The following is a 21,669-nucleotide window of genomic DNA, read 5'->3' as shown; positions in this document are numbered from 1 at the left end:
TGCGACATCACAGCCTCACCTTCGGGTTCAGCCACCCCTGCGCGATGTCCACGATCAGATTGACGATGACGACGAGCACGACGCTGACGAGCGTGACGCCGAGGAGCGCGGGGAGGTCGCCTTGCACGGTGGCGTTCATGGCGTAGGCGCCGTAGCCGGGCAGGGCGAATATCCGCTCAATGAAGAGCGATGCCCCGAAGATGCCGATGAACTGGAGCGAGAACACGGTGAGCGCCGGCCCGGCCGCGTTGCGCAGCGCGTGCTTGCAGAGGATCGCGCGCTCGGAAACGCCTCGGCTGCGGAGTGTGCGGATGTAGTCCAGGCTGAGCTCGTCCACGAGCGAGCCGCGGATCTGCGCGGCGAGGCCGGCGATGCCGCCGATGGCCAGCGTGATCGAAGGCAGGATGATCGACGCTAGCCAGCCCCCCGGTGACTGGGTGATGGGTACGAACCCAATCGCGGGAACCCAGCGCAGCACGATGGCGAAAAGGTAGACGAGCCCGATCGCAAGGATGATGACCGGGAAGACGTACGAGATCGTCCCGATCGACTGCAGCACGCGGTCGACGACGCCACCTCGTGCCGCCGCGATGATGCCCAGCGCGAGGCTCACGATCAGAGTGATCAAGAGTGCGACGATCACCATCGAGAATGTGACCGGGAGACGACTGGATATCGCCGAGCCGATGGGCTCGGAAGTGAAGTAGGAGACACCCAGGTCCCCATGCAGGGCATGCGCGATCCAGTCGAAGTACTGCTCGAACAGGGGCCTGTCCAGGCCGAGCTTCTCGTTCAGGACCGCGACCTGTGCGTTGGATGCGGACGGCCCCAGGATGTTGCGGGCGATGTCGAGACTCGCACCGTACGTCAGGAAGAACACCAAGGAGGTGACAACGATGATCACGATGATCCCGCTCACAAGACGACGCAGCAGGAATGAGATCATCCGCCGGCCTCGCAACTCCCTGGGTTCGGGTAATAGCCACCCAGCATGAACATCACTACCTCCACGTCATCGTGCAGCTGACGTCATGTCAGCGGTTGGGTAGATCTTGGAATTTGGCGATCTGCGTGAGAACTCGCGGGGGGACACATCGCCGCGTACGGAATGAGCGGTCCGCCACGGTGTCGGCAGCGTCGCCCGTCGTAGATGAACCGGCTATCGCGCGGCTTGCGTCAGCTACGGGGGGGGCGGAGTGGTCGTCATGCGTGGCGTTGATTGCGTTCAGCCACCCACCGGTCGATCCGCATCTTCACGTCGCCCAGAAGCGACGCGATCTGGCCCGAGGACAGCCGCGCTGACCGAGAGGAAGCGTCGATGGTGACGAGCCTGCGGAGCGCCAGGACGTCGTCGCCACCATCGAGTGGCCTGGCCACAACGCGCGGCGTGACGGGGCCGATGTGGATGTCGAGATCGTGGTCGTCGCGCTCGCGGCGGATCTCGACACCGTCGTGGCACCCGGAGTGAGCCAGGCCGATCACGATCGCGTCGTCAGCCGGCGGGCGGGCGTCAGGAAGTACCTGGCCGCCGACGCAAGCGAATCCGTATGACGCGACGCACGTAGCGGGCAAAGATCGCGCAGCACCACCGATGCACTGCACAATCGCCGATACGGCGTCCTCGCACCCGCCCGCCGACGTGACATCGACCTCGATGCGACCGGTGATCCGCTCGGCGGTGTCGACATGCCGCCTGGTAGCCGCAGTGTCCAGCAACGCCGTGCGTCGCTCGCCCCGCGCGCGAACCGGCAGCACAGGGAGCGCCGCCAGCTCGGTGCGCCCTCTTCGCTCACGGCCACCGCGCGTCCGCGGGTTCAGCGATGGCAGCGGATCGAGCGGAATCCGACCGCGCGCCGGCTTTGCCGTCGTATCGCGCTTGCGTGTGAGCCTGGGATCACTCGGGTGCTCGGTGAGCTGGGCCCACTCGATCCGCATGTACGGCCGCAATGGAAGGCTGTCGAGCTTGCGCAGTAGCGCTTCCTCATCAGGAGCACGCCAGATGCCCGCGTTCGCCCACCGTCCCTCGATCCGCCACAGCGCGTGGATACTGCCGTCGGCCACCAGCTCCCCGGCACGCCGGGCTTCCGCCGCGCGGAGCTGGTCCACGAAAGCGGTGTCGAGATCGCCGGTGTCGATTTCGACATTGACGAGGAACTCGACGAGGCCGGTCACTTTCCCACTGCCTTGCGTGCAGCCGCCGCAATCGACTCCGCGTTGGGAAGGAGAAGCTCCTGCAGGGCGGGAGCGGAGGGCATCCGCACATCGGGCGTACCCACGCGTACCACGGGATGCCGCAGCTGATCGAAGTGGTTCTCGGTGATCATCGCCGAGACTTCGGCACCGAACCCCCCGTGGAGGAACGCCTCGTGCGCGACCACGACGCGACCACCGGACTGGCTGACGGCGCGAGCGATCGCCGACTCGTCCAGCGGGCGCACCCAGCGCAGGTCCAGGACCGTCGCCTGCACGCCCTCGGCCTGAAGTTGCTCGGCCGCGCGGAGAGCCGGCGCGACCATCGAGCCCCACGTGATGATGGCGACGTCGTGTCCGTCGCGGTGGAACCGGGCCCCGGCGGCGATCTCCGACGGTCCTTCGAACCGCACGAGTCCGGAGTCCTGGTACATCGACCGGTGTTCGATGAGTACGACCGGGTCAGGGTCCTCGATCGCCGCGAGCGTCATCGAATAGGCGTCCTGAGGTGTGGCGGGAAGGCCGACCTTGATACCCGGCACATGCGCGAGGATCGCCTCAACACTTTGGGAGTGCTGCGCACAGGAGCCGGGCGTGACCCCCTGCTGCATCCGGATCACCAGCGGCGCCGACACCTTGCCGCGGTTGATGTACCGCACGTTGGACGCCTGGTTGACGATCTGATCGAGCGCGACGAAGGCGAAGTCCGCCCACATGATCTCGACCACGGGGCGCATGCCCTCCATGGCGGCGCCGACCGCCGAGCCGAGGATGGCTGCCTCGGCGATCGGCGTGTCGAAGACCCGCTCTTCGCCGAACTCCTTCTGGAGTTTGCGGGTCACCCCGAAGATCCCGCCGGCGACGCCGACGTCCTCGCCGTACACCAGCACCTCGGAGCGGCGCGTCATGGCGTCCTTCAACGCCTCGTTGACCGCCCTGAAGTACGGAACTTCCTTGGGCTCGACAGCGGCGCGCGTGGTGGGTTTCGGCAGGTCGAGTGCGTAGAGATGCTCCAGGACGTCTTCACCCGTCGGCACCGCTGCCTTCCGGGTACGCTCGGCGAGGTCGGCGATCTGCTCGGCCACTTCCGCCTCGACCTGCCCGACCTCGGCGTCCGAGAGGCCCTCGAGTTCACGGAACCGCTTCAGCGGGTCGGTAGCCTCCGCCGCCTCGATGTCCTGGGCGGAACGGTAGTGCTGCACATCCTTGTTGTAATGACCGGACAGCCGCGCCGTCTTGAACTCGACGAATACCGGACCGCGACCATCTCGGCACACGGCCGCGGCTTCCGCCACGGTCTCGCGTACGGCGACGGGGTCGTTGCCGTCGGCGATGTGGGCCTCGATGCCGAGCCCCTGGGCCCTGGTCGCGAGGTGCTCGCCGCGCGTCGTAGTGGTGATCGGGGTCATCTCCGACCAGCCGTTGTTTTCGCAGACGAAGACCACAGGGAGGTTCTTCGCCGCCGCGAACACCATCGCCTCGGTGGTCGCGCCTTGGTTCATGGCTCCGTCGCCGAGCGAGGTGAGGACGACCTTTCCGTCGCCGCGGATCTGTGAGGCCATCGCGACACCGTCGGCGATGGGTAGGCCCGCCCCGATGATGGAGTTCTCACCCAGGAAGCCGACTTCGGGTGCGCTCAGCAGTGGCGAGCCCGAACGGCCGCCGTTGGTGCCTTCGGCCCGCTGGGCGATCTCGGCGATGACCGCGAAGGGGTCGGCCCCCGCTGCGAGCGCCCAGCCGTGTCCCCGGTAGGTCGACAGCACGCGGTCGCCCTGCTTCAGCGCGGCCATGGCTCCGACCGGGATCGCCTCCTGCCCCAGGCAGAGGTGGATGGACCCGGCAACGTGCCCTTCCCGCCCCAGTTCGAGGACCTTCTCCTCGAACCTCCGGATGAAGGCCATACGCCGGTACAGCTCGAGCGGCTTGATCACAATCGCCCCTTCTTTCACTTGCCCACGGACGCGGCGTACCGCACGCGATCCGCTTAGATTTCAAGACTATGAACGTGTCATTCATTTAGTTCAAGTGGCTGGCGCTGGGATTCGCAGCCTTTACCGTTCTGCGGTGGACCGCGTCCCGCGGAACAGGCCAGCGTCGGCACGCTCGATGGCCGCCCCGCATGCCCGTCAGGGCGGCAATCGAGATGCTCCGGCGGTCAGCGGTTCCTGCCATCCGCGCCGCGGACGCCACAAGGCACCCGACGTGTCCCGGCGCGGTCACCGAACAGCCCGCGGCGTCAGTCCGAAGCGATGCGGATGTCGCGCACGCTGCGCACCGAGTAGCCCTCGCCGTCGGTGAGTTCAGCGATGATCTGGTGCTCGCCGTCGGGGATCACCGTCGTCAGGCCGAAGTGCTGCCGCTCCTGGCCCAGCGCCGGAATGCGGATGGTGCGCCGTTGCTCGCTGACCAGCTCGCCCGAGTCAGCGTCCTGCACGCGCACGACCAGGTCGCCGTTCCAGTCGTCGGGCAGGTCGTTGATGGCGGTCACCGGTATCTCGTGGAGGATGCCGCCGCGGAGTTGGCGATCCCACACATCGACCATGAGAGCAACCGGCGCGAACGCGTCGCGTACATACCGGAGGAAGTGAGGCTCGTATTCCAGGGACTCGACATCGGTGAAGGCATCGGCGGTCGAAACCCGGTCATGGGAACTGGACAGTGCACAGAACAGCAGCAGACCCGCCAGTGTGCGGTTGCACCGGAAGAACTCGGTCTCCGCTGCCGTGAGGCGCGCACGCGTGTAGCGGCGTTCGTCGACGGTCGCGGCCGGCCAGCCGTCCAGCGATTCATAGATCGGCTCGGTGAGGCGCGTGGGCTTGCCGTCGCGGGTGAGCCACAGCCAGCCGTACTCCTCCAGCAGTACAGCGTTGCCGCCGGTGTTGACCGGCACGCCGTCGAAGTCCTTGTTCGGTGTGCACAGATGCGGCAGCAGCTCCTGCGGTGCGCCGCCGAGCGGATAACCGATCGCGGTCTTGCGCATCCCCGACAGCATTCCGATGCCGGCGGGCTCTCCGCGCATCGCGGCGTTCCATTGCAGGTACCAGTGCGCGACGTAGGGGTCCGCGTCGGTGGGGGGACCACTCCAGCCGTCGCCCCAGGGCCGATGCTGCGGGTCGAGCTTGCGGATTCGCTCGACGAGGATCCCGGTCTCGGGGGACCTCCCCTCGCAATTACTCCCCCACATAACGACCGACGGGTGATTGCAGTGCCCCTCGACCCACTCCGAAAACTCGGCCTCCATCGCGTCGGCGGTCAGCACCTCCGGCCATGGCACCCTCGCCGGTTCGGTCGTACGCGGCTGCCCTGCGGTGATACTGCGCAGACCGCGGCCTCGCACGCTCGGGTCGAGGGCGCGGGCGGCTTCGACTGCAGGCGCGTCGTCCGAGAGGTCGATGTAGAAGAGCGGGAACTCGTCGACGACGAGCAGGCCCTCCTCGTCGGCGATGTCGTACCAGAAGGCGGGCGGGAACCCGATGGCGTACCGGATGGTGTTCCAGTGCATGGCCTTGAACTGGCGATGCAGCTTACGTACCCACGCGGGATCCCACGGCCGGCCACCTCGGTCTGGATCTTCGAAGAATCGGAACATCGCGGCTGCCGATCCACGCATGGGGTACCGCTGTCCGTTCAGCAGCGCATAGCCCGAAGCCTTGTCGAAGGCAAACGATCGCATGCCGAACCTGACACTGCACGAATCGGCGGGGGTGCTGAGGCCCAGGACGTACAGGAACGGATCCTCAGGACTCCACAGCCGAGGCGACTCTAGCGCCACCTCCAACTCCACCTCGCGGCTCTCGTACGGTGCGAGGGTGAGTTCACCGCTGCTCGCACTGCCGCACTTGTCCCCGGAGGCCGCCTCTCCGACCACGGCAGCCAGCGTGAACACGGCCGGCTCGTCTCCAGCGCGGAGCCGAGCGAGCACTCGCACCGACCCTGCATCCAGGTCCGGCGCGGTCTTGACCACGTCGATGTACGGATACTCGGCGAGGATCAGTTCCACCGAGTCGTAGATCCCTGGAACAGCAAGGTACGCCTCGATGTCGCGTCCGTCGGGCACCGATGTCGGTTCCTCGTCACGCCATGGTCCGAGCCGCACGAGCAGCTCGTTGCGACCGCGCTGGAGCGCGCCACCGAGATCGAACTCGCCCACAGTGTGGTTGGGGCGGTGCTCGCCGATCTCCACGCCGTTGAGGATCACCTTCGTGCCGTAGCGCGCTTTGCCGATCCGCAGAAGGTTCAGCGGCGCAGGGTCGCGATCGAGATCGAACTCACGTCGCATCCAGAATGCCTCGCGCAGACTGCTCTGCAGCCCGACCTCCGCAAAGGCGGGGGAGGCCATGTCGAGTAGACCCGGCACCGGCACGGTGTGGTCGAACGCCTCCGGGATCTTTTCGAGGCTTCCTTCGGCCGCCGTCCAGGCGCCGTCAAGATTGATGATGCTGCGCATTCCTCACGCGTTCCTCTCCACGCGAGCCGGCGCAGCGACGCTGCGCGCGGTCTCGCGATCTGTCGTTGACGCCATGTGGTCGCGGTCCAACGGTTCGGCCGAGCCCGCAGTCCGGCGCAAGGCCGGCCGTCGGCGGCGCAGAGACCGCAAAGAGCGTGTGACTGTGTCGCAAGGTCCGCCTGCACGCTCTCGCCGCACGATCAGTGCCAGCACTCAAACCATAGCCGGTGAAACAATATGGTGATAGTGCATTTCAAATCCTGAAACAAAAGACTTCCGCAAGAAGAGGCCTGGAGGTCTTCGCGCTCACGAACGGGAACATCTGGTACCAACAGCAAAGGGCCGCCCGGGCATCACGACCGGGCGGCCCTGAACGAGGCGCGGGGAGTCCTAGACAGCCGATGCAGCCTCCCGCAGCGCGGCGACCAGCACATCCTCAGTAGCGTCGAATCGCTGACTAGGAGCAGACAGCGTGATGCAGGCGGCGACCGCATCGTCGCGCCACAGCGGGATGCTGACGCACTTGACACCTTGCTGGAACTCTTCGCGGTCGTACGCAAGACCCGCCTGCCGGATGGCCTCGAACTCGGCGAGCAGGTCAGCCTTCCTCGTGATCGTGTGCTCGGTCACCTGCCGGAGCCGGATCCTGTCGAGCACGGCGGCCCGGACCTCCTCCGGCGCGAACGCGAGGAGCAGCTTGCCACTCGCTCGGGCATGCACGTCCTTGCTGAACCCGACGTCCAGTCCGACTACTCGAACGGCATGCGCGCCCTCGACCTTGTCGAGCACCTGAACCCCGCCGTTGCGCCAGACGCCCAGGTACGCGGCTTCTCCGGTCTTGTGCGCCACCGAGTGCAGCGCCTTGCGGTACTCCGGCGGCACCCAGCCGGACCTTTGGTAGGCATCGGCGATGACGGCAGCCTTCGGGCCGAGACGGAACACGCGGGACTCATCCTTGGCAAGCATGCCTTCGGCCCACAGCGTGGTGAGCAAATGATGGGTCGTCGCCAGCGACAGTCCGGCGCGGTCGGCCAGGCGCTTGGCCGTCTCGCCGTCTGAGCTCTCGGCGATGGCCAGCAACAGCCCGACCGCCCGGCTGACGGACTGAATACGTGTCTGGCTCCGCGGCTCGTCGAGCGGTCCTTGATCAGTCATACTCTCAAATCTAGCGTTCACCATTTGACATCGGCGATGTCGGTTCGTGAACTTGGCTGCATCCCTTCACCTGCGATCAGGCGGCTGGGCCGGGATACGCGGAGGCTGGACCAGCTCGACGATGTGTTCGTCCGGGTCGCGGAGATACACCACGAGGGCGCCGGCGTTGATTCCGCGGTCGAGTTCGACGGGGTCGGTGAATCGCCGTCCGCCGGCGGCCTCGAGTCGCGCGAGGAGAGTCGGCAGGTCGTCGCAAGTCACCGCGACGTGGCCGCCGCCGGGGTCACGCGGCAGCAGCTTCTTGGGTTCGCCGTACGGGGAAACGTATTGCAGCAGCTCGATGAAGTCGTCGCTGCCGGGGAATCGCAGGTGCGCCTGATGTACGTGGGCGCCAGGTTCCTGCGTGACGACTTCGATGTAGCCGCGGTCCTGTGACTGCCTGGCCACAAGATCGAGCCCGAGGGCGTCCTGCCAGAACTCAAGCGACCGGCCGATGTCGCTCACGGTGAGCCCGCAGTGGCGGAATTTCGCTGTCATGGCTGTGCACTCCCTTCGCGGCTCATGCCGCATCGATGCGGACAACGGAGACGGCATCGCGGCGGAGCCGCTCCCAGTCCAGGTGGATGCCGACACCGGGCCTGCGGTCCACGATCGCCTCGCCTCCTTCGATCTTGATCTCTCCATCGAAGTAGCGGTCGATGGGGTCCGAGCCGCTCGCCGACGAGATGTGCTCGACACTCGTGACGATCGGGTACGCGGCTGCCAGTTGAGCGGAAACGCCGGTGAACACATGCGGAATGACGTCGACTCCGCGCAGGCTCGCCGCCTCGATCCCGCTGAGCGCCGCGCGGATACCGCCGCATGTCGTCGGGTCGACGCGAAGCACTGCGACGCTGTCCAGGAGATCGCGGTACTGCACCGGATCGACGACATCCTCACCGGCAGCCAACTCGATCCCGGTGCCGCGGTGCAGCTCGCGAAGTCTGCGCCATTCCGTGGGCACAAAGGGGTCCTCGAGCAAAGCAATGCCTACGTCCTCCAGCACCCGGGCGGTCCGGATGGCCTCGGGCAGTGTCGCGAGACTGTAATGCGCATCCACCGCCAGCCGTGTCTGGGGCCCGAGCGCGTCGCGGGCACGGCTGAGGAATGCGATCGCCTTCGGCGAACTCAGGTCACCCACCATGAGTTTGATCTGCCGGTGACCAAGCCGTTCCAGTTCGGTCACTTCCTCGATGACGGACTCGTCACCACGTACGTCGCGGAAGTACCCGGCAACGGGCATCACGGGCACCCGATCGCGTGTGGCGCCGAGCAGATCGCCCAACGGAGCGCCGGCGTGCTTCGCGGCGAGGTCCCAGAGCGCGATGTCGGCGAGGCTTGCCGCGCGGACGAGCAGCGGCCGCACGGCCGGGCTCGCCGACAGGATTCGCTGGAGGGTTCCCTGCCGGTCACCGACCCTCGTGCCAACCACCGGGCGGAGTATGGACTCCAGCGTTGCCGCGAGGGGTGTGCCCCGCGTGTACCCGAAGGCGAGGCCCTCTGTGCCCATATCGTCGACGAGCCTCAGAGCTACATAGTCGCGACTGGCATAGACGGCGTCACCAAGACGTACTGGCGCGGGGAGCGAAATTGAACAGCCGACGATCTCTGCGAGCACTACGCGCTGACCGACGCCCTCATTGATACCCGTTATTTCGCTCTCGCCTCGCGCGGGTTGCAGCCTCATAGCTTGGCTCCATGTTTGAGAGGAGGCTGGGGGTGGGCCAGGATCGGTCCTGGTCCACCCCTTCAGACCCGAGCCGGATTCAGTCGTTCGAGGTGCCCAGCTTCTGGAACATCTCGGCCACTCGGTGGAAGGACTCCTTGCGTTCCCACGGCTGGGTTTCCTGGGCTCGGGGATCCTCAGGCGGGTAGTACCGCACGAGCGCGTAGGAACCGAGGTCGAGATCGCGTGACCCTTCACCGCCGGGTCGGCTGATCTGGGAGAAGAGGAAGACGAACGCGGCGTGGACGTCGTGCTCCTCGAAGAAGGTGAGCTGGCGCTCGAGGTAGTCGGCCTGCTCGCGCTCGCTGCGCGTCGGCACGGTGTCGTTCTGCCACACGGCGGAGCCGTCGGGGAGTACGTCTTCCACGACCCGCCAGCCCCGGGCACCCAGGTTCGCCGCGCCGACGTAGGTGCAGCTCCCGAACTCCGGCACGATCACCGGGTTTCCGAACGAGCGGTAGTACTCGAGCCCGGCGAGGTACTCCTCGTCGTTCTGGCGCTCCCGGTAGAAGTTCGGGCCGGTGAGATCGAAGGTCGTCCAGTCGACGTCTTCGAAGGACGCGGAGGAATACGTGACCGGACCACGGAACGACTCCCGCACGGTGGCCGCGAGTTCGCGGAGGGCGTCGTTGAGTCGGCGATGCGGCTCGCGGAGATCGTCGTGCAGCGCCTGCGGTGTCAGCGGCAGCGCACCGTTCTCGAAGTAGCTCTTCGCCCATGCACTGCGCTCGAAGATGTTTGATCCGGGGTACACACCGTCGCAGAAGATCGAGTACTCGCAGTTGGTGATGAACACGATGTCCCCGCCGTCCTGGCGGAGTTGCTCGCCCAGCGCTGCAGCCTCGGCGATGTACTGCTTGGAGGTCTCGAGATCGACGTTCATCTTCCACGGAGAGAAGAAGACGGCGAGTCCCGCATCGACCGCAGCTCGGCTCGCGAGCATCAGCCGGTCGAGGTCCTCGCCCTCGATGCGCACCGCGTTGGCGTGCAGCTCGTCCGCGATGATCCGCATGTCATTGCGGACCACGTCCGGCACAAAGGGTTCGACGGACGACGGGCCCTCTCCGAACACTCGAAAGCCGATGTCGTAGACGACTCCGTAATACTTCATCCTCTGGCCTTTCTCTGTGGTGGACATTCTCTTCATCTTCAGCTTCGGCGTCCGCGGACAGGAGGTGGAACGACCCCCTGCGGCCACGGACCGCGTACGGTGAGTGCGCCGTCGACGAGGAGCGTGGTGCCGCTTACGTAACTGGCGGCCGGCGAGGCGAGGAAGGTGATCGCCCGCGCGACCTCCACAGGCTCGGCCAACCGCTCGAACGGGCTGAGCTTCTCGAGCGTGCCGGCATCGAGTCGGCCTGCATCGATCGCTGTGGCGATCATGGGGGTCTTCACCCAACCAGGAGCGACTGCGTTGATACGGATTCCGGACGGAGCCCATTCCACTGCCAGGGTCCGTACGATCGCCTCGATACCGCCCTTGGCCGCGGTGTAGGAGAGGCGGTGCGGAGTGCCGATGTGTGCCGCCACCGAAGAGATGGCGACGATCGCCGGCTCGGCGGCCTCGCACAGATATGGGAAGGCCGCACGCACACAGCGGATCGTGCCGACCAGGTGGATGTCGAGCATCCGGAGCAGCGAATCGTCCTCAAGCGTGTCTGACGGCGAGGGGTCGATGACGCCGGCGCACGGGATCACGGCGTCGAGTCGATCCCAGCGCTCGGCCGCGTCGCGCGTCGCTGCCTCCACCGAAGAGGTGCTGGTGACATCCACGCCGACGGCATGGGCCGCTGTTCCCGTCTTTCCTATTCGGGTGGCGACGCGCTCGGCGCCCTCGGTGTCCCGGTCGGCCACGATCACGCGCCACCCTTGCTGCGCCAGCTCATCGGCGGTCGCCTCACCGATCCCACTCGCGCCGCCGATGACCAGGGCGACGGGTCCTTCGCTTTCTCCTGCCATGTGTCTGTCCTCTGTTGAAGTTCAAGCTGGGTTTGCAGGCGGATCAGGTGGGGCTGCGGCCCCCCGCTTGCTGCTGCCGCAGCCGTCTGTGGCCGCTCAGGCCATGGCGCCGAGGGAAGCCCCCGCGCCCACGACTTCCGCGGCGTACCGTCCGGCGGTCCAGCCACCGTCGACGGTGATCTCGGTGCCAGTGAGGTAGGAAGCGCGGTCCGAGGCGGCGAACGCGATGGCGTCCGCGATGTCGGAGGCATAGCCGATCCGGCCAAGGGCGAGGACTTGGTTGAAGGGGGCCTCCGGCGCGGCCGGGCCGCTCATCGCTGTCGCGATGGTGCCGGGCCGTACCACGCACACGCGTACGCCCTTGGGGCCCAACTCCATCGCCGCGACCTTCGACATTGCCGCGATACCACCCTTGGTCGCCGCGTAGACGCCGAGCGTCTCGACGGGTGTCGTCGCCACGACGGAGCCTATGTTGACGATCACGCCGCCCCCGGTCTCGGGCATCTCGCGGCCTGCCGTGCGCATGCCGAGGAATGGGCCGCGGAAGTTGACGTCGACGACACGCTCAAAGTCTTCGTCCGTGATGTCGGCAATCGACGCGCAGGGCATCACGCCGGCGTTGTTCACCAGAACATTCACGGGGCCGAAGGCGCTTCGCGCGGCGGCGAAGGCTCCGTTCCACTGCGCTTGCTCCGTCACGTCCAGGTTGATCGCGATGGCCGCGTCGCCGATCTCCGAGGCAATCGCCGCGGCCTCGGCGAAACGGACGTCGGCGCAGACGACCTGCGCGCCCAGTGAGGCCAGTCGGCGGGCGGTCGCCTCGCCGATGCCTCCCGCTGCTCCGGTGACGAGCGCGACCCGCCCCGCCAGCTCTCCGTCCATGTCCAGCTCCAGTTCATTGGTTCAGTGGATCAGCCACGGCTGTTCCACGACTGCCTTCCGTACGTGGCAGTCCTACGGCCACGGGTGTCTGTTGTGCGGTCAGCTCCCCTGGTTGGCGGCTTCAGCCTCACGCCGATAGAAATCGGCAACCCGGTGGAACGCCTCCTTGGGCTCCCAAGGCGGCATGGCCTTGGACCTCGGGTCGTCCTCCGGGTAGGTCTTGACCAGGGCGAAGTTGGCGCGGTCAAAGTCCCGCTGCCCCTCGCCGGTGCGCATGGCGGGGAAGGAGAAGCAGAAGATGAAGACAGCGTCTACGCCTGCTCCGCTGAGGAGTTCGAGCTGGCGCCCGGCGTAGTCGGCCTGCTCACGCTCGCTGCGGGTGGGAGCGACTCCGTCGCGCCAGATGCCGGTGCCGTCGGGGTTCGTACCTTGCAGTACGGCGAACCCCGCGTCTCCGAGAACTCCGGCTCCCTCGTAGGCGCAGCAGCCGACCTCCATGACGGCGAGCGGCTTGCCATGCCGGTGGTGACGCAGACCCTCGACGTACTCCTGGTCGGTCTCGCCGTGGCGGTAGTAGTCGACACCCACGAGGTCGAACAGACCCCAGTCGACGTCCTCCCACGCTCCCGCGGAGTACGTCACCTGTCCGAGGAAGTCAGCCCGAATGGTCTCGGCGAAGGACTTGAGTGCCTCATTGAGCAGCTTCGCCTTCTCCGGCAGAGGATCGGGCAGAGCGGCCGGCGCCCCGAAAGCCGCCCCCTGCATCTGGGCACCGAGCCACATTCCGCGCTCCATGTACGTCGAGCCGGGGTAGATCCCATCGCTGAAGATGGTGTACTCGCAGCCGGTCACGAAGACGATGTCAACGCCGTCCCTCCTGAGCTGCTCGGCCGCCTTGGCGGCCTCTGCCAGGTAGACGCGGGTCTCGTCGGCATCTGCGTTCATCTTCCACGGGTTGAAGAAGACAGTGAGGCCGCAGGCGTGCGCGACCTGAGTCGCGGCGACCAGCCGGTCGATGTCCTCCCCCTCGATCCGAACCGCGTTGGCGTGCAGGGTGTCAGCGATCGCACGCATGTCGTGCTCGACAAGCTCGCGGGAGAAGGGGGCGACCGACAGCGCCTCCTTGGTGAACCTCAGACCAACGTCGTACACAACACCGCGATACTTCATGGAACTCACTCCTTGATGGGTTGGGGTTATGGCGGGGTCAGCCCTGAGCGTGCGCGGGACCTGGGTCGTGGCTACCGGTCCGGATGTGCGCAGAGTTGGGTTTCGGGGGCCGTGGGCAACACGATGGAGGTCGGCCGACCGCCGTCGTACGCGAGTGGCCGACCAGGCTGTGCGTGTACTGAGCGTGCTGTCCGCACAGCCTGGTCGCCGTCCCCCGTGGCTTCGCCAACGTGCTTACGAAGACGCTGTCGTCCGTGCCCGCAGCGCCGCAGCCCGCTCGACGCCGTACTCCATGAGTTCAAGGGTGTGACCGTCGGGATCGTGCAGATAGCAGGCCCGGCTCCCGCGGTTGACGCCAGCCGTCACCTCAGTCGGCGGATTACGCAGCACTCCACCCGATGCTGTGACCCGCGCGCAGATGGCGTCGATGTCGTCTACGACGAACGCCAGGTGGCTCGCACCCACATCGTTCGGAAGTGGGGCCACCCGGCCGCCAGGCTCTCTGACGTATTCAATGAGCTCGATCGTGTGACTGGACGGCCACACTGCGTCTTGGTCAGGCATCGCCAGTTGGGCCACCCGCAGCGCGGCGCCCGGGATGCCCACCAGAGTGCGGGTGTAGTCGTTGTCACCCGGCTGCCTATGCACCTCCTTCAGGCCGAACACGTGGCAGTACCAGTCGGACGACCGGTCCAGGTCGGACACCGTGAGTCCGACGTGCAGCACACCAAGCACTGCCATCACTCAGCGCTCCCTTGCTCGTGGGGAATCATGCGAAGACCGCCGCGCGGCCGGGTGAGATGACACCGGGAAGGCGGAATCCTCCCCGCCCTGACTCGATGGCCGCTGTCAGCTGGTCCTTGCGGCGATTCACGTGTGTCACGACCGCCGCCGCGGCCCGTTCCGCGTCGCGCTCCCGCAGCAGGTCGAGCAGCAGTCGCCGATCCCGGTAGGAGTCAGCGATCTCTCTTTCGTTGGGGTAAGTACCGGCGAGCTGCACCTGGTTGAGGAGAGCCCACGTCTTGATCCATACGTTCACCAGGAAGGCGTGGAGCTGGGGCATTCCGGCGGCCTCGGCCACGATTTCGTGGAAGCGGAAGTCGGGGGCCGCGTCGTACATGCCCGGATCCGGCGCACCGTGGCGAAGCCTGCCTTCCAGCTCGGCCTGCACTCGCTCCAGGTCGGCAAGTTGCTCCTCTGTGATCCGGGAACATGCGGCGCGGAAACTCACTGACTCCAGCGCCGCACGGATCGAATAGATCTCCGCTATGTGCCGCTCTTCGAACACCACTACTGCCCGAGCACCGTTGCCCGCCGCCTCCTCGATCAGCCCGTCGCTCTCCAGTTGGCGCAAGGCTTCACGGATCGGCTGCCGACTGACTCCGACGCGCTGGGCGAGCTCCGTCTCCGACAAGGGAACCCCGGGTTCAATGTCACCGCTGAAGATCCACTCGTACAGCTGACGCAGCACCCAGTCGCGAGTCGCGCGCCGGTCGCGCGGCACCGAGGCAGTGCCGACTTGTCGAAGCATGCTCACTGCGACAGACATCTCAACTCCTGTGGAAACTTTCGGATCCAGGATCCGGGCTAACTCTGGCCAGCATGGATGCTCGAGCACCGAGAGTCAACACTTCGCTTTAGCGCAACAAGGTTGCGCAGGCGATACACAGATGCGACAACCGGGTTACGTTCGACAGTCGGCACACCAAGACCCGGGCATCCCGAAGTTGCTGGTCAAAGCCACACTCGCCCCGCCGGGCCGACGCATCTCCCTCAGCAATCGAAGCCCTCGACGAACACCTGCGGGCCAGCCCAAGGCGCACAGGCTCGGACCACAGGCAAGCATCGCACTCCTGGATTCCGGATCCGAAACTGCAGCGCTCCGCACTTAGGCAGGCCGGCCCGCAAGCGCCGCTCGGTGCCACTGCCCGCGAACCGCACCACCAAAGTTCAATTATTTGAAACCCAATCTCACAGTATTGCAATACTCGCCGCAGGTTGCTTTGCTGACGCCCACGGCTTCGTCGACCTTGCCCGCCCCCGGTCCCGCATCGGAATTGACCATGCGGGAACCCGCCAGACCACCCCCGGCGCGGCCGAGGACCTTGCGCGTCACGCCAGCACGTAGTCACGACACGAGCGGAGGCAAGCATGACTTCATCCCCGATCGCCCGAAGGGAACTGCTGCGGTACTCGGCCGGCGGTGTCGCCGCCCTACCGTTTACGCTCAACGCCATCAGCGGATCACCGCCTGCGGAGAGCCCTACTCCCAGTCAGGCGTCGCAGCGCTCGACCCCACATCGGCCGAGGCACTACGGCGTCGTCTACGACGTCGGCCTGAGGTTCGGTCCGAAGGGCCTGTCTGTCGAACCCTTCGATGAGGATCTGGTCCGATACGACATCAACTCGATCGCGAACGAGCTCCACGCCAATGCCATCCGTATCGAGGGCGAAGTGATCGACCGGCTCGTCACCGCAACGCGAATCGCCCACGCGTTCGGCCTGACCGTCTACTTCAACCCGTGGAAGATGAATGCGGGCCTCGACGAGACGCGGAGCTACGTCGCGCAGGCAGCGCAGGCGGCCGAGCGACTGAGACGCGAGGGAGTGGACATCGTCTTCCTCGTCGGATGCGAACTCACGATCTTCACCGACGGTATCTACCCCGGCGCTTCATACGCGGAGAGGGGTGCGTGGGTGGCCGAACAATCGCGCCTCGCGTATACGCCGCCTGGCTCGCCCGAGGCACTGAAGACCCTGGAGGAGAAGGCCGAGTTGCTCAACGAGACGCTCCACTCCTATGCAGCGGCCGTCCGCAGGAACTTCCACGGCGTCGTGTCGTACGCGGCTGGGCTTTGGGAGGACGTCGACTGGAGCCCGTTCGACATCGTCGGACTCGACGCGTATCGGGACAGCCAGACGGAGAAGGAGTACCGCGCGATCTTCAAGCGTCACCGCAAGCACGGCAAGCCGATCGCCGCCATGGAGTTCGGGTGCTGCAAGTACGCGGGTGCCGACGCGCGGGGCGCCGGCGGCTTCACCGTACTCCAGGGTGCGGACCCCGACGGCACAGGAATTTGGACGGACGGCGTCGTCCCGACGCGCGACGAAGCCGAGCAGGCCGAGTACATCGAAACGCAGATCGGCCTGATGACGGGCTCGAAGGTTGACGCTCTGTTCGTGTTCGAGTTCTCCAAGCCGGCGCTGCCGACCGGCGAGGGCGCGAAGGACCTGGACATGGCGTCCTTCGCAATCGTGAGCACCTATCCAGCAAGCGACCCGCGGTCGCAGCAGATGCCGCCCTGGAAGCGGACCGATGGCTTCCAGGGGGTATCGGAGATCTTTGCCCGCTTCGCTACGGAAACAGGCTCTGGGCGATGACGGACGAGGGGAGCTTGGGCGTCACGCCTCGCCCCGTCCTCGCATGACCACGGGCACTTCGGCCGAGGCGAAGTTCGGGTGGTGTTCCTCGTCGTGGCGTTGGGGATCAACTGGTGGTGGCGATAGCGGCGTTGGGTAGCGCGGGGGGCGCTAGCCGTCCGATACCTCCTGGGAGAACATCCCGCTCCACCGCCCCCGTCGGCGACGGCCCATGGGCACCGGCACGGCAAGGGAGAACTACGCCAGGGCCATGCAGGCCCTGCCGAAGGAACGCATCGCCCGCCGAGCGAGCGGCGCGCTGGCGCGGGATGCGACCGACCCCGTTCGGCGCGAAGGTCGCCGAGGCCGTGCGGATGGCGAAGGCGGCCGCGCCCGAGCACCGGTCCCGGCTACCGGGTCGGCGTTGAGGCTTACTGCCCGGTTGATCTTCGATTTGTTCTGCAGCTCGACTCGTTTCGGCGCGCGTACAACTGCTGCGTACGACAGCTGAACAGCATCGAACGCCCAGTCAGCCCTTGCGTCCGTCGGCTCGTGCGCGCGGTCTGTTCAAGAATCGGGCGATGGCGACGGAGCCGGCACCGTGAAGCAGGACGCTGCCGAGCACTGTGACCGTCATGGCGTTGAGGGCGGTCACGGCGAAAGAGCCGTCGGGGAGGCCGTTGAAGGCGAGCAGGCCGAACACGATGGACGTGGTGCCACGTGGTCCGAGGGCGCCGATCATGAGCCGGTCGCGCCAAGTGAACCCCGATCCAAGGAAGGCGAGCAGGACCGGGAGGATCCGCACGACGGTGAGTGCGCCGACAGAGAGCAGGACGACGGGCCAGGAGACGCCTTCGGCCACCGTGAGCACCACCACGTTGCCGAAGAAGAACCACATGCACATCGTCATCATCGCGTTGGTGTCCTCGATGAGCTGGAAGTCCGAAGCGTCGGGAGCCGGAGCACCCTGCCGACGGACCGGTACCTGCCGGACGTACCGGAAGGCGATGCCGCTCACGAACGCGGCCACGAAGCCGTTGCCGTCCACCGCCACCGTCACGGTGTACACGATCAGCGGCGTGACCAGCACGATGATCCGGCGGGACTGCTCCGTCATCCAGTGCGCGCGGTCGGCCCGGTTCATCAGCCATGCGATCAGCAGGCCCGTCAGGAAGCCGACGGCGATAGCCTTCGCCGCGGCCGGCACAATCGTGCCCAGCGCCTCCGCGGGAGTGCGGGTGGTGGAGTCCGTGCCGACCAGGATCAACGCAAACAGGAAGACGGGCGACACGATCCCGTCGTTGTAACCGCTCTCGATGTTGAGCACGTTGCGCACCCGAGCCGGGATCCGCCGGTCGCGCACCAAGGTCTCGGCGGGGGCGAAGTCCGTCGGAACGATGATGCACGCGATGAGCAGCAGCAACGCCAACGGCAAGGCGGGCAGCAGCAACCAGCCCAGAAGGACCATCAGGCCCAGGCTCAGCGGCAAGGCCACCAACAGGGTCCGCGCCACCGACCCCGGATCGTTGCCGAACAGCCGTCCGCCCGGCAGCTCGGTGGCGTCGACGAACAGCAGGACCGCCAGAATGACCTCGGCCACGTGCTGGGCGACCTCGGAGTTGAGGGTGGCCGCGAGCTCGTGGTGGGTGAACAGTCCGGTGAGTACCCCCGCAAGCACCAGGACCATCGGGGCCCGTACGTGCCACGGCTCCAGCCGCCGGGCGACGAGTGACCACGCGGCCACCACGGTTGTGATCACGATCAGAACAGAGACCATCATTGAGGATCCGCTTCGAGCTTCAGGCTGTCGACAAGGTCAGCCGGGGTGTACGGGGAGGCGCAGGCGGACCTGGAAGCCGCCGCCGGGGATGCGACCTGCAGGACACCGGCCTGGACGGCGATCAGGCTGACCTGGTGGGAGACGACGTCGTGCATCTTGCGGGCGAGCTGGGTACGTTCGCGGGCCAGGACGGTCTGTGCGTGCAGGGCCCGCTCGTGCTCCTTGACCTCCTCGATCTCCTCCGCGACAGACGTTCACGTGTCGGCGCACGTTCACGCGGCGTCCGCTGCCGCGCGTGAGACGCGTCGTCGCCGAAGGAGGTAACGGACACCGAAGGTCGTGCCGGTCAGGAGCGCGACGAATGCCGCAATGACCGCGCCGGTCCAACGGGCGCCGATGAGAGCGGCGAGGACGCGCGGGTCGTACCGAGGGGTCCCGGGATAGGTCAGCGGGGCGAGGTCCTGCAAGGTCGGCTTGGTGCCGTCGTAGGGCAGGGCGTCGAAAACCTTGCGTTCGTTGCCGAGCGGGTCGTTCTCGACGGTGGTCTTCTTGTCGATCATCAGGGTCGGGCGGTCGGCGAGGTTGTACTCCTTCCAGTCCGCGCGGCCCGGGTTCCCCGTCTTCGCGAACGTGGTCCACAGGTCCTGGACCTCGCTGGAGAGACGGTCGCGCCAGGTGCCGCTGCCATAGAAGTCGGGATCGGCGGAGAAGTTGCCGAAGACGAAGCCAAGGTCGATGGCGTGGGGCGAGCCGTACTTGCCTCCGTCCTTGGGTGAGGTCGCGGTGAACAGGCCCATCCACACCGGGACCCCGCGGCGCGCCAGGACCTCTGCGGTTCGAATGGAGGGGGCACGGAACGCTACGTCGCCGATGAGAGCCATGCCCACCTGGGCCTCGGTGAGGTCGGGACGGTTCTCGCGATAGGCGGCGATGGCCGCGTCCACGTGGTCATCGCCGACGAGGTTGGCCAGCCAGGGCCGGTAGAGCCTCTCCGGCATGCTCTCGATCTCGGGAACCTCCTCGATCCAGTAGCGGGCCTCGTCCCGGGTGGTCGTGATCACGACCGGCACCTTCGGCCCGTCTGCTGACTCCAGGCGCTTGAGGGGGTGCACCGGTAGGACGTCACCGTCGACGACGGGCCCGAACGCGGTGTCGGAGAAGTCGCTGTCGTAGAGATCGTTCGTCACCTGCTGCAGTTTCTCGGCGCTCAGCTTCCGCAGGTCGGCGGCGGTCGACGCGCCGGCGAGCTCGAGGTATGCCTGGGAGATCCTGCTGGCCTGCTTCCGGTCGGAAACGTTGGCCGCAGCCCCACTTTGAAGGATCGCCCGGTGGTAGAGACCGTCGGCCTGCGGGCTGCCTATGATCGAAAAAATGGAGATGGAGCCGGCCGACTCTCCGAAGAGCGTGACGTTGCCGGGGTCGCCTCCGAAGCCGGCGATGTTGTCGCGCACCCAGCGCAGCCCGGCGATCTGATCGAGCAGGCCGTTGTTGGCGCTGGTCGCATACTCGTCCCCCTCGGAGGACAGGTCCAGATAGCCGAACGGCCCGAACCGGTACTGCAGCGTGACGACCACGACTCCCTTGCGGGCCAGGTTCGCACCGTCGTAGATCGACTCGGCGGCGGTGCCCTCCATAAATCCGCCGCCGTGGATGAACACCATCACCGGCTTCTTGGCGCCGTCACGGCCGCCCGACGCGGTAGTCGCACCGGGTGACCAGACGTTGGCGGTCAGGCAGTCTTCCGACAGCTTCGTTCCGTCAGGAACGATCTTGGCGTGCGGCTGCACGCACGCCGCGCCGAACCTCGTCGCGTCCCGCACGCCCGACCACGGCTCGACCGCCTGCGGGGGCTTGAACCGGCGCTCCCCGGTCGGAGGCGCGGCGTACGGCACGCCTTTGAAAGCCTGCACACCATCGCGGGACGTCCCCCGGACCTGGCCACCCGTTGTCGTCACCACAGGTGACGAATCTCCCGTGGCGCAACCTGCGGGGGCGGTGAAGGCGAGGGTCATCAAGGGGGCAGCGATAAGCGTCAGCAGTCTGTGCATGGCGACCTCCGTTAGTTACAACACTGTTTCAAACGTTAATATACAACCTTGTTGCAAACGATAAGATATGAGGTCGGGCGAGACCCGCATGAGCGGAAGTGGAGGAGACGGAGCGATATGCCAGCCGAGGTGGAGAGTGCAGAGCGCAGGCGTGAGATCGGCGAGGCTGCCCTACGAGTGGTACGTGAGCGGGGGGCGGCCCGGCTCACGATCCGGGCCGTGGCCGATGCCATGGGCGGCTCGACGAGTCTGGTCACCCACTACGTCCGCAACCGGCGGGAACTGCTGATTCTCACCTTCGCCACTGTGGAGCACCGGTGGGCGGCCAAGGAGAGTCGCCTGAAAAAGCTGACTGCGGACAAGCGGATCGAGCTCATGTCCCAGTGGGCGGCGGACTGGTCGAGCGAGGAGGACGAAGTCCTCGCCGCGCTCCTGCTGCATATGCTTACCGAGCCCCAGACCAATCCGGAGGACCTGGCCTTCGTCCACCAGTCGCTCGACGGGTGGCATCGGGAACTCGGTGAAGCCGCCGAAGCCGCCGGTATCCCCGAACCCTGGGCTGCCGCCGACCTCATCTACCTCCTCTCCCGTGGCGCCATGCTCAGCACCCTGGAAAATCCCACGGCCTGGACCTCCGACCGCCTCACCCGAGCCGCCCGCAATCTCAATCGTCTGTTGCGCCCCGGAGCGCTCGCAGGGGCCAGGCCGGGCCCCTGCGATGTCGGCGACGACTGCCGGGGTGATCACTGAAGCGCGAGAGACGCCCGGCTGTCGGCCGGCGGGGCGCGCAGCTGGTGGGCGTAGCCGGTGAGCGCGCTCGCCCGGTCGAGCGACCGTTCCTTGACACGGATCTCGTTGTTGATCTGCTCCACGATCGCGTCGAGGATCTCGTCCTTGCGGGCGAAGTGGAGGT

At 66.6% G+C, this 21,669-nt stretch carries 18 protein-coding genes and 1 pseudogene; 2 read left to right on the top strand and 17 right to left on the bottom strand.

The window, feature by feature from the left end; translation table 11 throughout:
* Positions 1-7: 7 nt before the first annotated feature.
* The 13 genes from ACZ69M_RS39450 to ACZ69M_RS39390 all read right to left on the bottom strand — a co-directional run bounded on the left by ACZ69M_RS39450 (position 8) and on the right by ACZ69M_RS39390 (position 15,117).
* Complete coding sequence (locus tag ACZ69M_RS39450; protein ID WP_470057679.1) at positions 8-946, bottom strand: ABC transporter permease; 939 nt, start codon at positions 944-946, stop codon at positions 8-10.
* A 257-nt stretch (positions 947-1,203) separates the two neighbouring features.
* Positions 1,204-2,172: a muconolactone Delta-isomerase gene (locus ACZ69M_RS39445; RefSeq protein WP_470057678.1), complete on the bottom strand. Its 969-nt coding sequence runs from the start codon at positions 2,170-2,172 to the stop codon at positions 1,204-1,206.
* Entirely contained in the window at positions 2,169-4,121 is a 1,953-nt protein-coding gene (locus ACZ69M_RS39440; protein ID WP_470057676.1) for an alpha-ketoacid dehydrogenase subunit alpha/beta, read from the bottom strand. The genes ACZ69M_RS39445 and ACZ69M_RS39440 overlap by 4 nt, the downstream gene beginning before the upstream one ends.
* A gap of 305 nt (positions 4,122-4,426) precedes the next feature.
* Entirely contained in the window at positions 4,427-6,637 is a 2,211-nt protein-coding gene (locus ACZ69M_RS39435; RefSeq protein WP_470057674.1) for a glycoside hydrolase family 2 TIM barrel-domain containing protein, read from the bottom strand.
* Positions 6,638-7,027: 390 nt separating this feature from the next.
* Positions 7,028-7,792: an IclR family transcriptional regulator gene (locus ACZ69M_RS39430; protein ID WP_470057673.1), complete on the bottom strand. Its 765-nt coding sequence runs from the start codon at positions 7,790-7,792 to the stop codon at positions 7,028-7,030.
* Positions 7,793-7,858: 66 nt separating this feature from the next.
* Positions 7,859-8,329 (bottom strand): VOC family protein, encoded by a 471-nt coding sequence (locus ACZ69M_RS39425; protein WP_470057671.1) that lies wholly within the window; start codon positions 8,327-8,329, stop codon positions 7,859-7,861.
* A 22-nt stretch (positions 8,330-8,351) separates the two neighbouring features.
* On the bottom strand, positions 8,352-9,518 hold the full coding sequence (locus ACZ69M_RS39420) for a mandelate racemase/muconate lactonizing enzyme family protein (RefSeq protein ID WP_470057669.1): 1,167 nt from the start codon (positions 9,516-9,518) through the stop codon (positions 8,352-8,354).
* Between the two features lie 79 nt (positions 9,519-9,597).
* Entirely contained in the window at positions 9,598-10,668 is a 1,071-nt protein-coding gene (locus ACZ69M_RS39415; RefSeq protein WP_470057667.1) for a hypothetical protein, read from the bottom strand.
* A 38-nt stretch (positions 10,669-10,706) separates the two neighbouring features.
* Entirely contained in the window at positions 10,707-11,516 is an 810-nt protein-coding gene (locus ACZ69M_RS39410; protein WP_470057665.1) for an SDR family NAD(P)-dependent oxidoreductase, read from the bottom strand.
* A 96-nt stretch (positions 11,517-11,612) separates the two neighbouring features.
* Positions 11,613-12,398: an SDR family NAD(P)-dependent oxidoreductase gene (locus ACZ69M_RS39405; RefSeq protein WP_470057663.1), complete on the bottom strand. Its 786-nt coding sequence runs from the start codon at positions 12,396-12,398 to the stop codon at positions 11,613-11,615.
* Between the two features lie 99 nt (positions 12,399-12,497).
* Positions 12,498-13,568, bottom strand: coding sequence for a hypothetical protein (locus tag ACZ69M_RS39400; RefSeq protein WP_470057661.1), 1,071 nt, complete (start codon positions 13,566-13,568; stop codon positions 12,498-12,500).
* Between the two features lie 234 nt (positions 13,569-13,802).
* On the bottom strand, positions 13,803-14,309 hold the full coding sequence (locus tag ACZ69M_RS39395) for a VOC family protein (RefSeq protein ID WP_470057660.1): 507 nt from the start codon (positions 14,307-14,309) through the stop codon (positions 13,803-13,805).
* A gap of 28 nt (positions 14,310-14,337) precedes the next feature.
* On the bottom strand, positions 14,338-15,117 hold the full coding sequence (locus ACZ69M_RS39390) for a GntR family transcriptional regulator (protein ID WP_470057658.1): 780 nt from the start codon (positions 15,115-15,117) through the stop codon (positions 14,338-14,340).
* A gap of 602 nt (positions 15,118-15,719) precedes the next feature.
* Between ACZ69M_RS39390 and ACZ69M_RS39385 the strand changes: the two genes are divergently transcribed.
* Positions 15,720-16,949, top strand: a complete 1,230-nt coding sequence (locus tag ACZ69M_RS39385; RefSeq protein WP_470057656.1) for a hypothetical protein — start codon at positions 15,720-15,722, stop codon at positions 16,947-16,949.
* 508 nt (positions 16,950-17,457) lie between these two features.
* On the opposite strand, the gene ACZ69M_RS39380 is transcribed toward ACZ69M_RS39385, so the two are convergent.
* From ACZ69M_RS39380 to ACZ69M_RS39370, 3 genes and pseudogenes are all read right to left on the bottom strand, one after another.
* A complete protein-coding gene (locus tag ACZ69M_RS39380; protein ID WP_470057654.1) occupies positions 17,458-18,687 on the bottom strand; it encodes a cation:proton antiporter domain-containing protein in 1,230 nt (409 codons plus the stop codon).
* Between the two features lie 83 nt (positions 18,688-18,770).
* Positions 18,771-18,947 (bottom strand): annotated as a pseudogene (locus ACZ69M_RS39375) (histidine kinase); the annotation flags it as partial.
* A 33-nt stretch (positions 18,948-18,980) separates the two neighbouring features.
* The gene (locus ACZ69M_RS39370) at positions 18,981-20,720 is read right to left on the bottom strand and encodes a carboxylesterase/lipase family protein (protein WP_470057718.1); all 1,740 of its coding nucleotides are present in this window, start codon (positions 20,718-20,720) and stop codon (positions 18,981-18,983) included.
* A 153-nt stretch (positions 20,721-20,873) separates the two neighbouring features.
* Between ACZ69M_RS39370 and ACZ69M_RS39365 the strand changes: the two genes are divergently transcribed.
* Complete coding sequence (locus ACZ69M_RS39365; protein WP_470057652.1) at positions 20,874-21,506, top strand: TetR/AcrR family transcriptional regulator; 633 nt, start codon at positions 20,874-20,876, stop codon at positions 21,504-21,506.
* Here ACZ69M_RS39365 and ACZ69M_RS39360 read toward each other — a convergent pair.
* Positions 21,500-21,628 carry a hypothetical protein gene (locus tag ACZ69M_RS39360; protein WP_470057650.1) on the bottom strand — a complete coding sequence of 43 codons (129 nt, stop codon included), beginning with the start codon at positions 21,626-21,628 and terminating at the stop codon, positions 21,500-21,502. The genes ACZ69M_RS39365 and ACZ69M_RS39360 overlap by 7 nt on opposite strands.
* Between the last annotated feature and the right edge of the window lie 41 nt (positions 21,629-21,669).

It is taken from the genome of Streptomyces sp. NPDC107454 (assembly GCF_055582885.1).
Note: the sequence above shows the minus strand (reverse complement) of the source record. Positions and strands in the feature narration are given on the sequence as shown.

Coding starts and splice junctions, on each gene's coding strand:
- ACZ69M_RS39450 (WP_470057679.1), bottom strand. CDS start 946: ATGATCTCATTCCTGCTGCGTCGTCTTGTGAGCGGGATCATCGTGATC.
- ACZ69M_RS39435 (WP_470057674.1), bottom strand. CDS start 6,637: ATGCGCAGCATCATCAATCTTGACGGCGCCTGGACGGCGGCCGAAGGA.
- ACZ69M_RS39430 (WP_470057673.1), bottom strand. CDS start 7,792: ATGACTGATCAAGGACCGCTCGACGAGCCGCGGAGCCAGACACGTATT.
- ACZ69M_RS39425 (WP_470057671.1), bottom strand. CDS start 8,329: ATGACAGCGAAATTCCGCCACTGCGGGCTCACCGTGAGCGACATCGGC.
- ACZ69M_RS39420 (WP_470057669.1), bottom strand. CDS start 9,518: ATGAGGCTGCAACCCGCGCGAGGCGAGAGCGAAATAACGGGTATCAAT.
- ACZ69M_RS39415 (WP_470057667.1), bottom strand. CDS start 10,668: ATGAAGTATTACGGAGTCGTCTACGACATCGGCTTTCGAGTGTTCGGA.
- ACZ69M_RS39410 (WP_470057665.1), bottom strand. CDS start 11,516: ATGGCAGGAGAAAGCGAAGGACCCGTCGCCCTGGTCATCGGCGGCGCG.
- ACZ69M_RS39405 (WP_470057663.1), bottom strand. CDS start 12,398: ATGGACGGAGAGCTGGCGGGGCGGGTCGCGCTCGTCACCGGAGCAGCG.
- ACZ69M_RS39400 (WP_470057661.1), bottom strand. CDS start 13,568: ATGAAGTATCGCGGTGTTGTGTACGACGTTGGTCTGAGGTTCACCAAG.
- ACZ69M_RS39395 (WP_470057660.1), bottom strand. CDS start 14,309: ATGGCAGTGCTTGGTGTGCTGCACGTCGGACTCACGGTGTCCGACCTG.
- ACZ69M_RS39390 (WP_470057658.1), bottom strand. CDS start 15,117: ATGTCTGTCGCAGTGAGCATGCTTCGACAAGTCGGCACTGCCTCGGTG.
- ACZ69M_RS39385 (WP_470057656.1), top strand. CDS start 15,720: ATGACTTCATCCCCGATCGCCCGAAGGGAACTGCTGCGGTACTCGGCC.
- ACZ69M_RS39370 (WP_470057718.1), bottom strand. CDS start 20,720: ATGACCCTCGCCTTCACCGCCCCCGCAGGTTGCGCCACGGGAGATTCG.
- ACZ69M_RS39365 (WP_470057652.1), top strand. CDS start 20,874: ATGCCAGCCGAGGTGGAGAGTGCAGAGCGCAGGCGTGAGATCGGCGAG.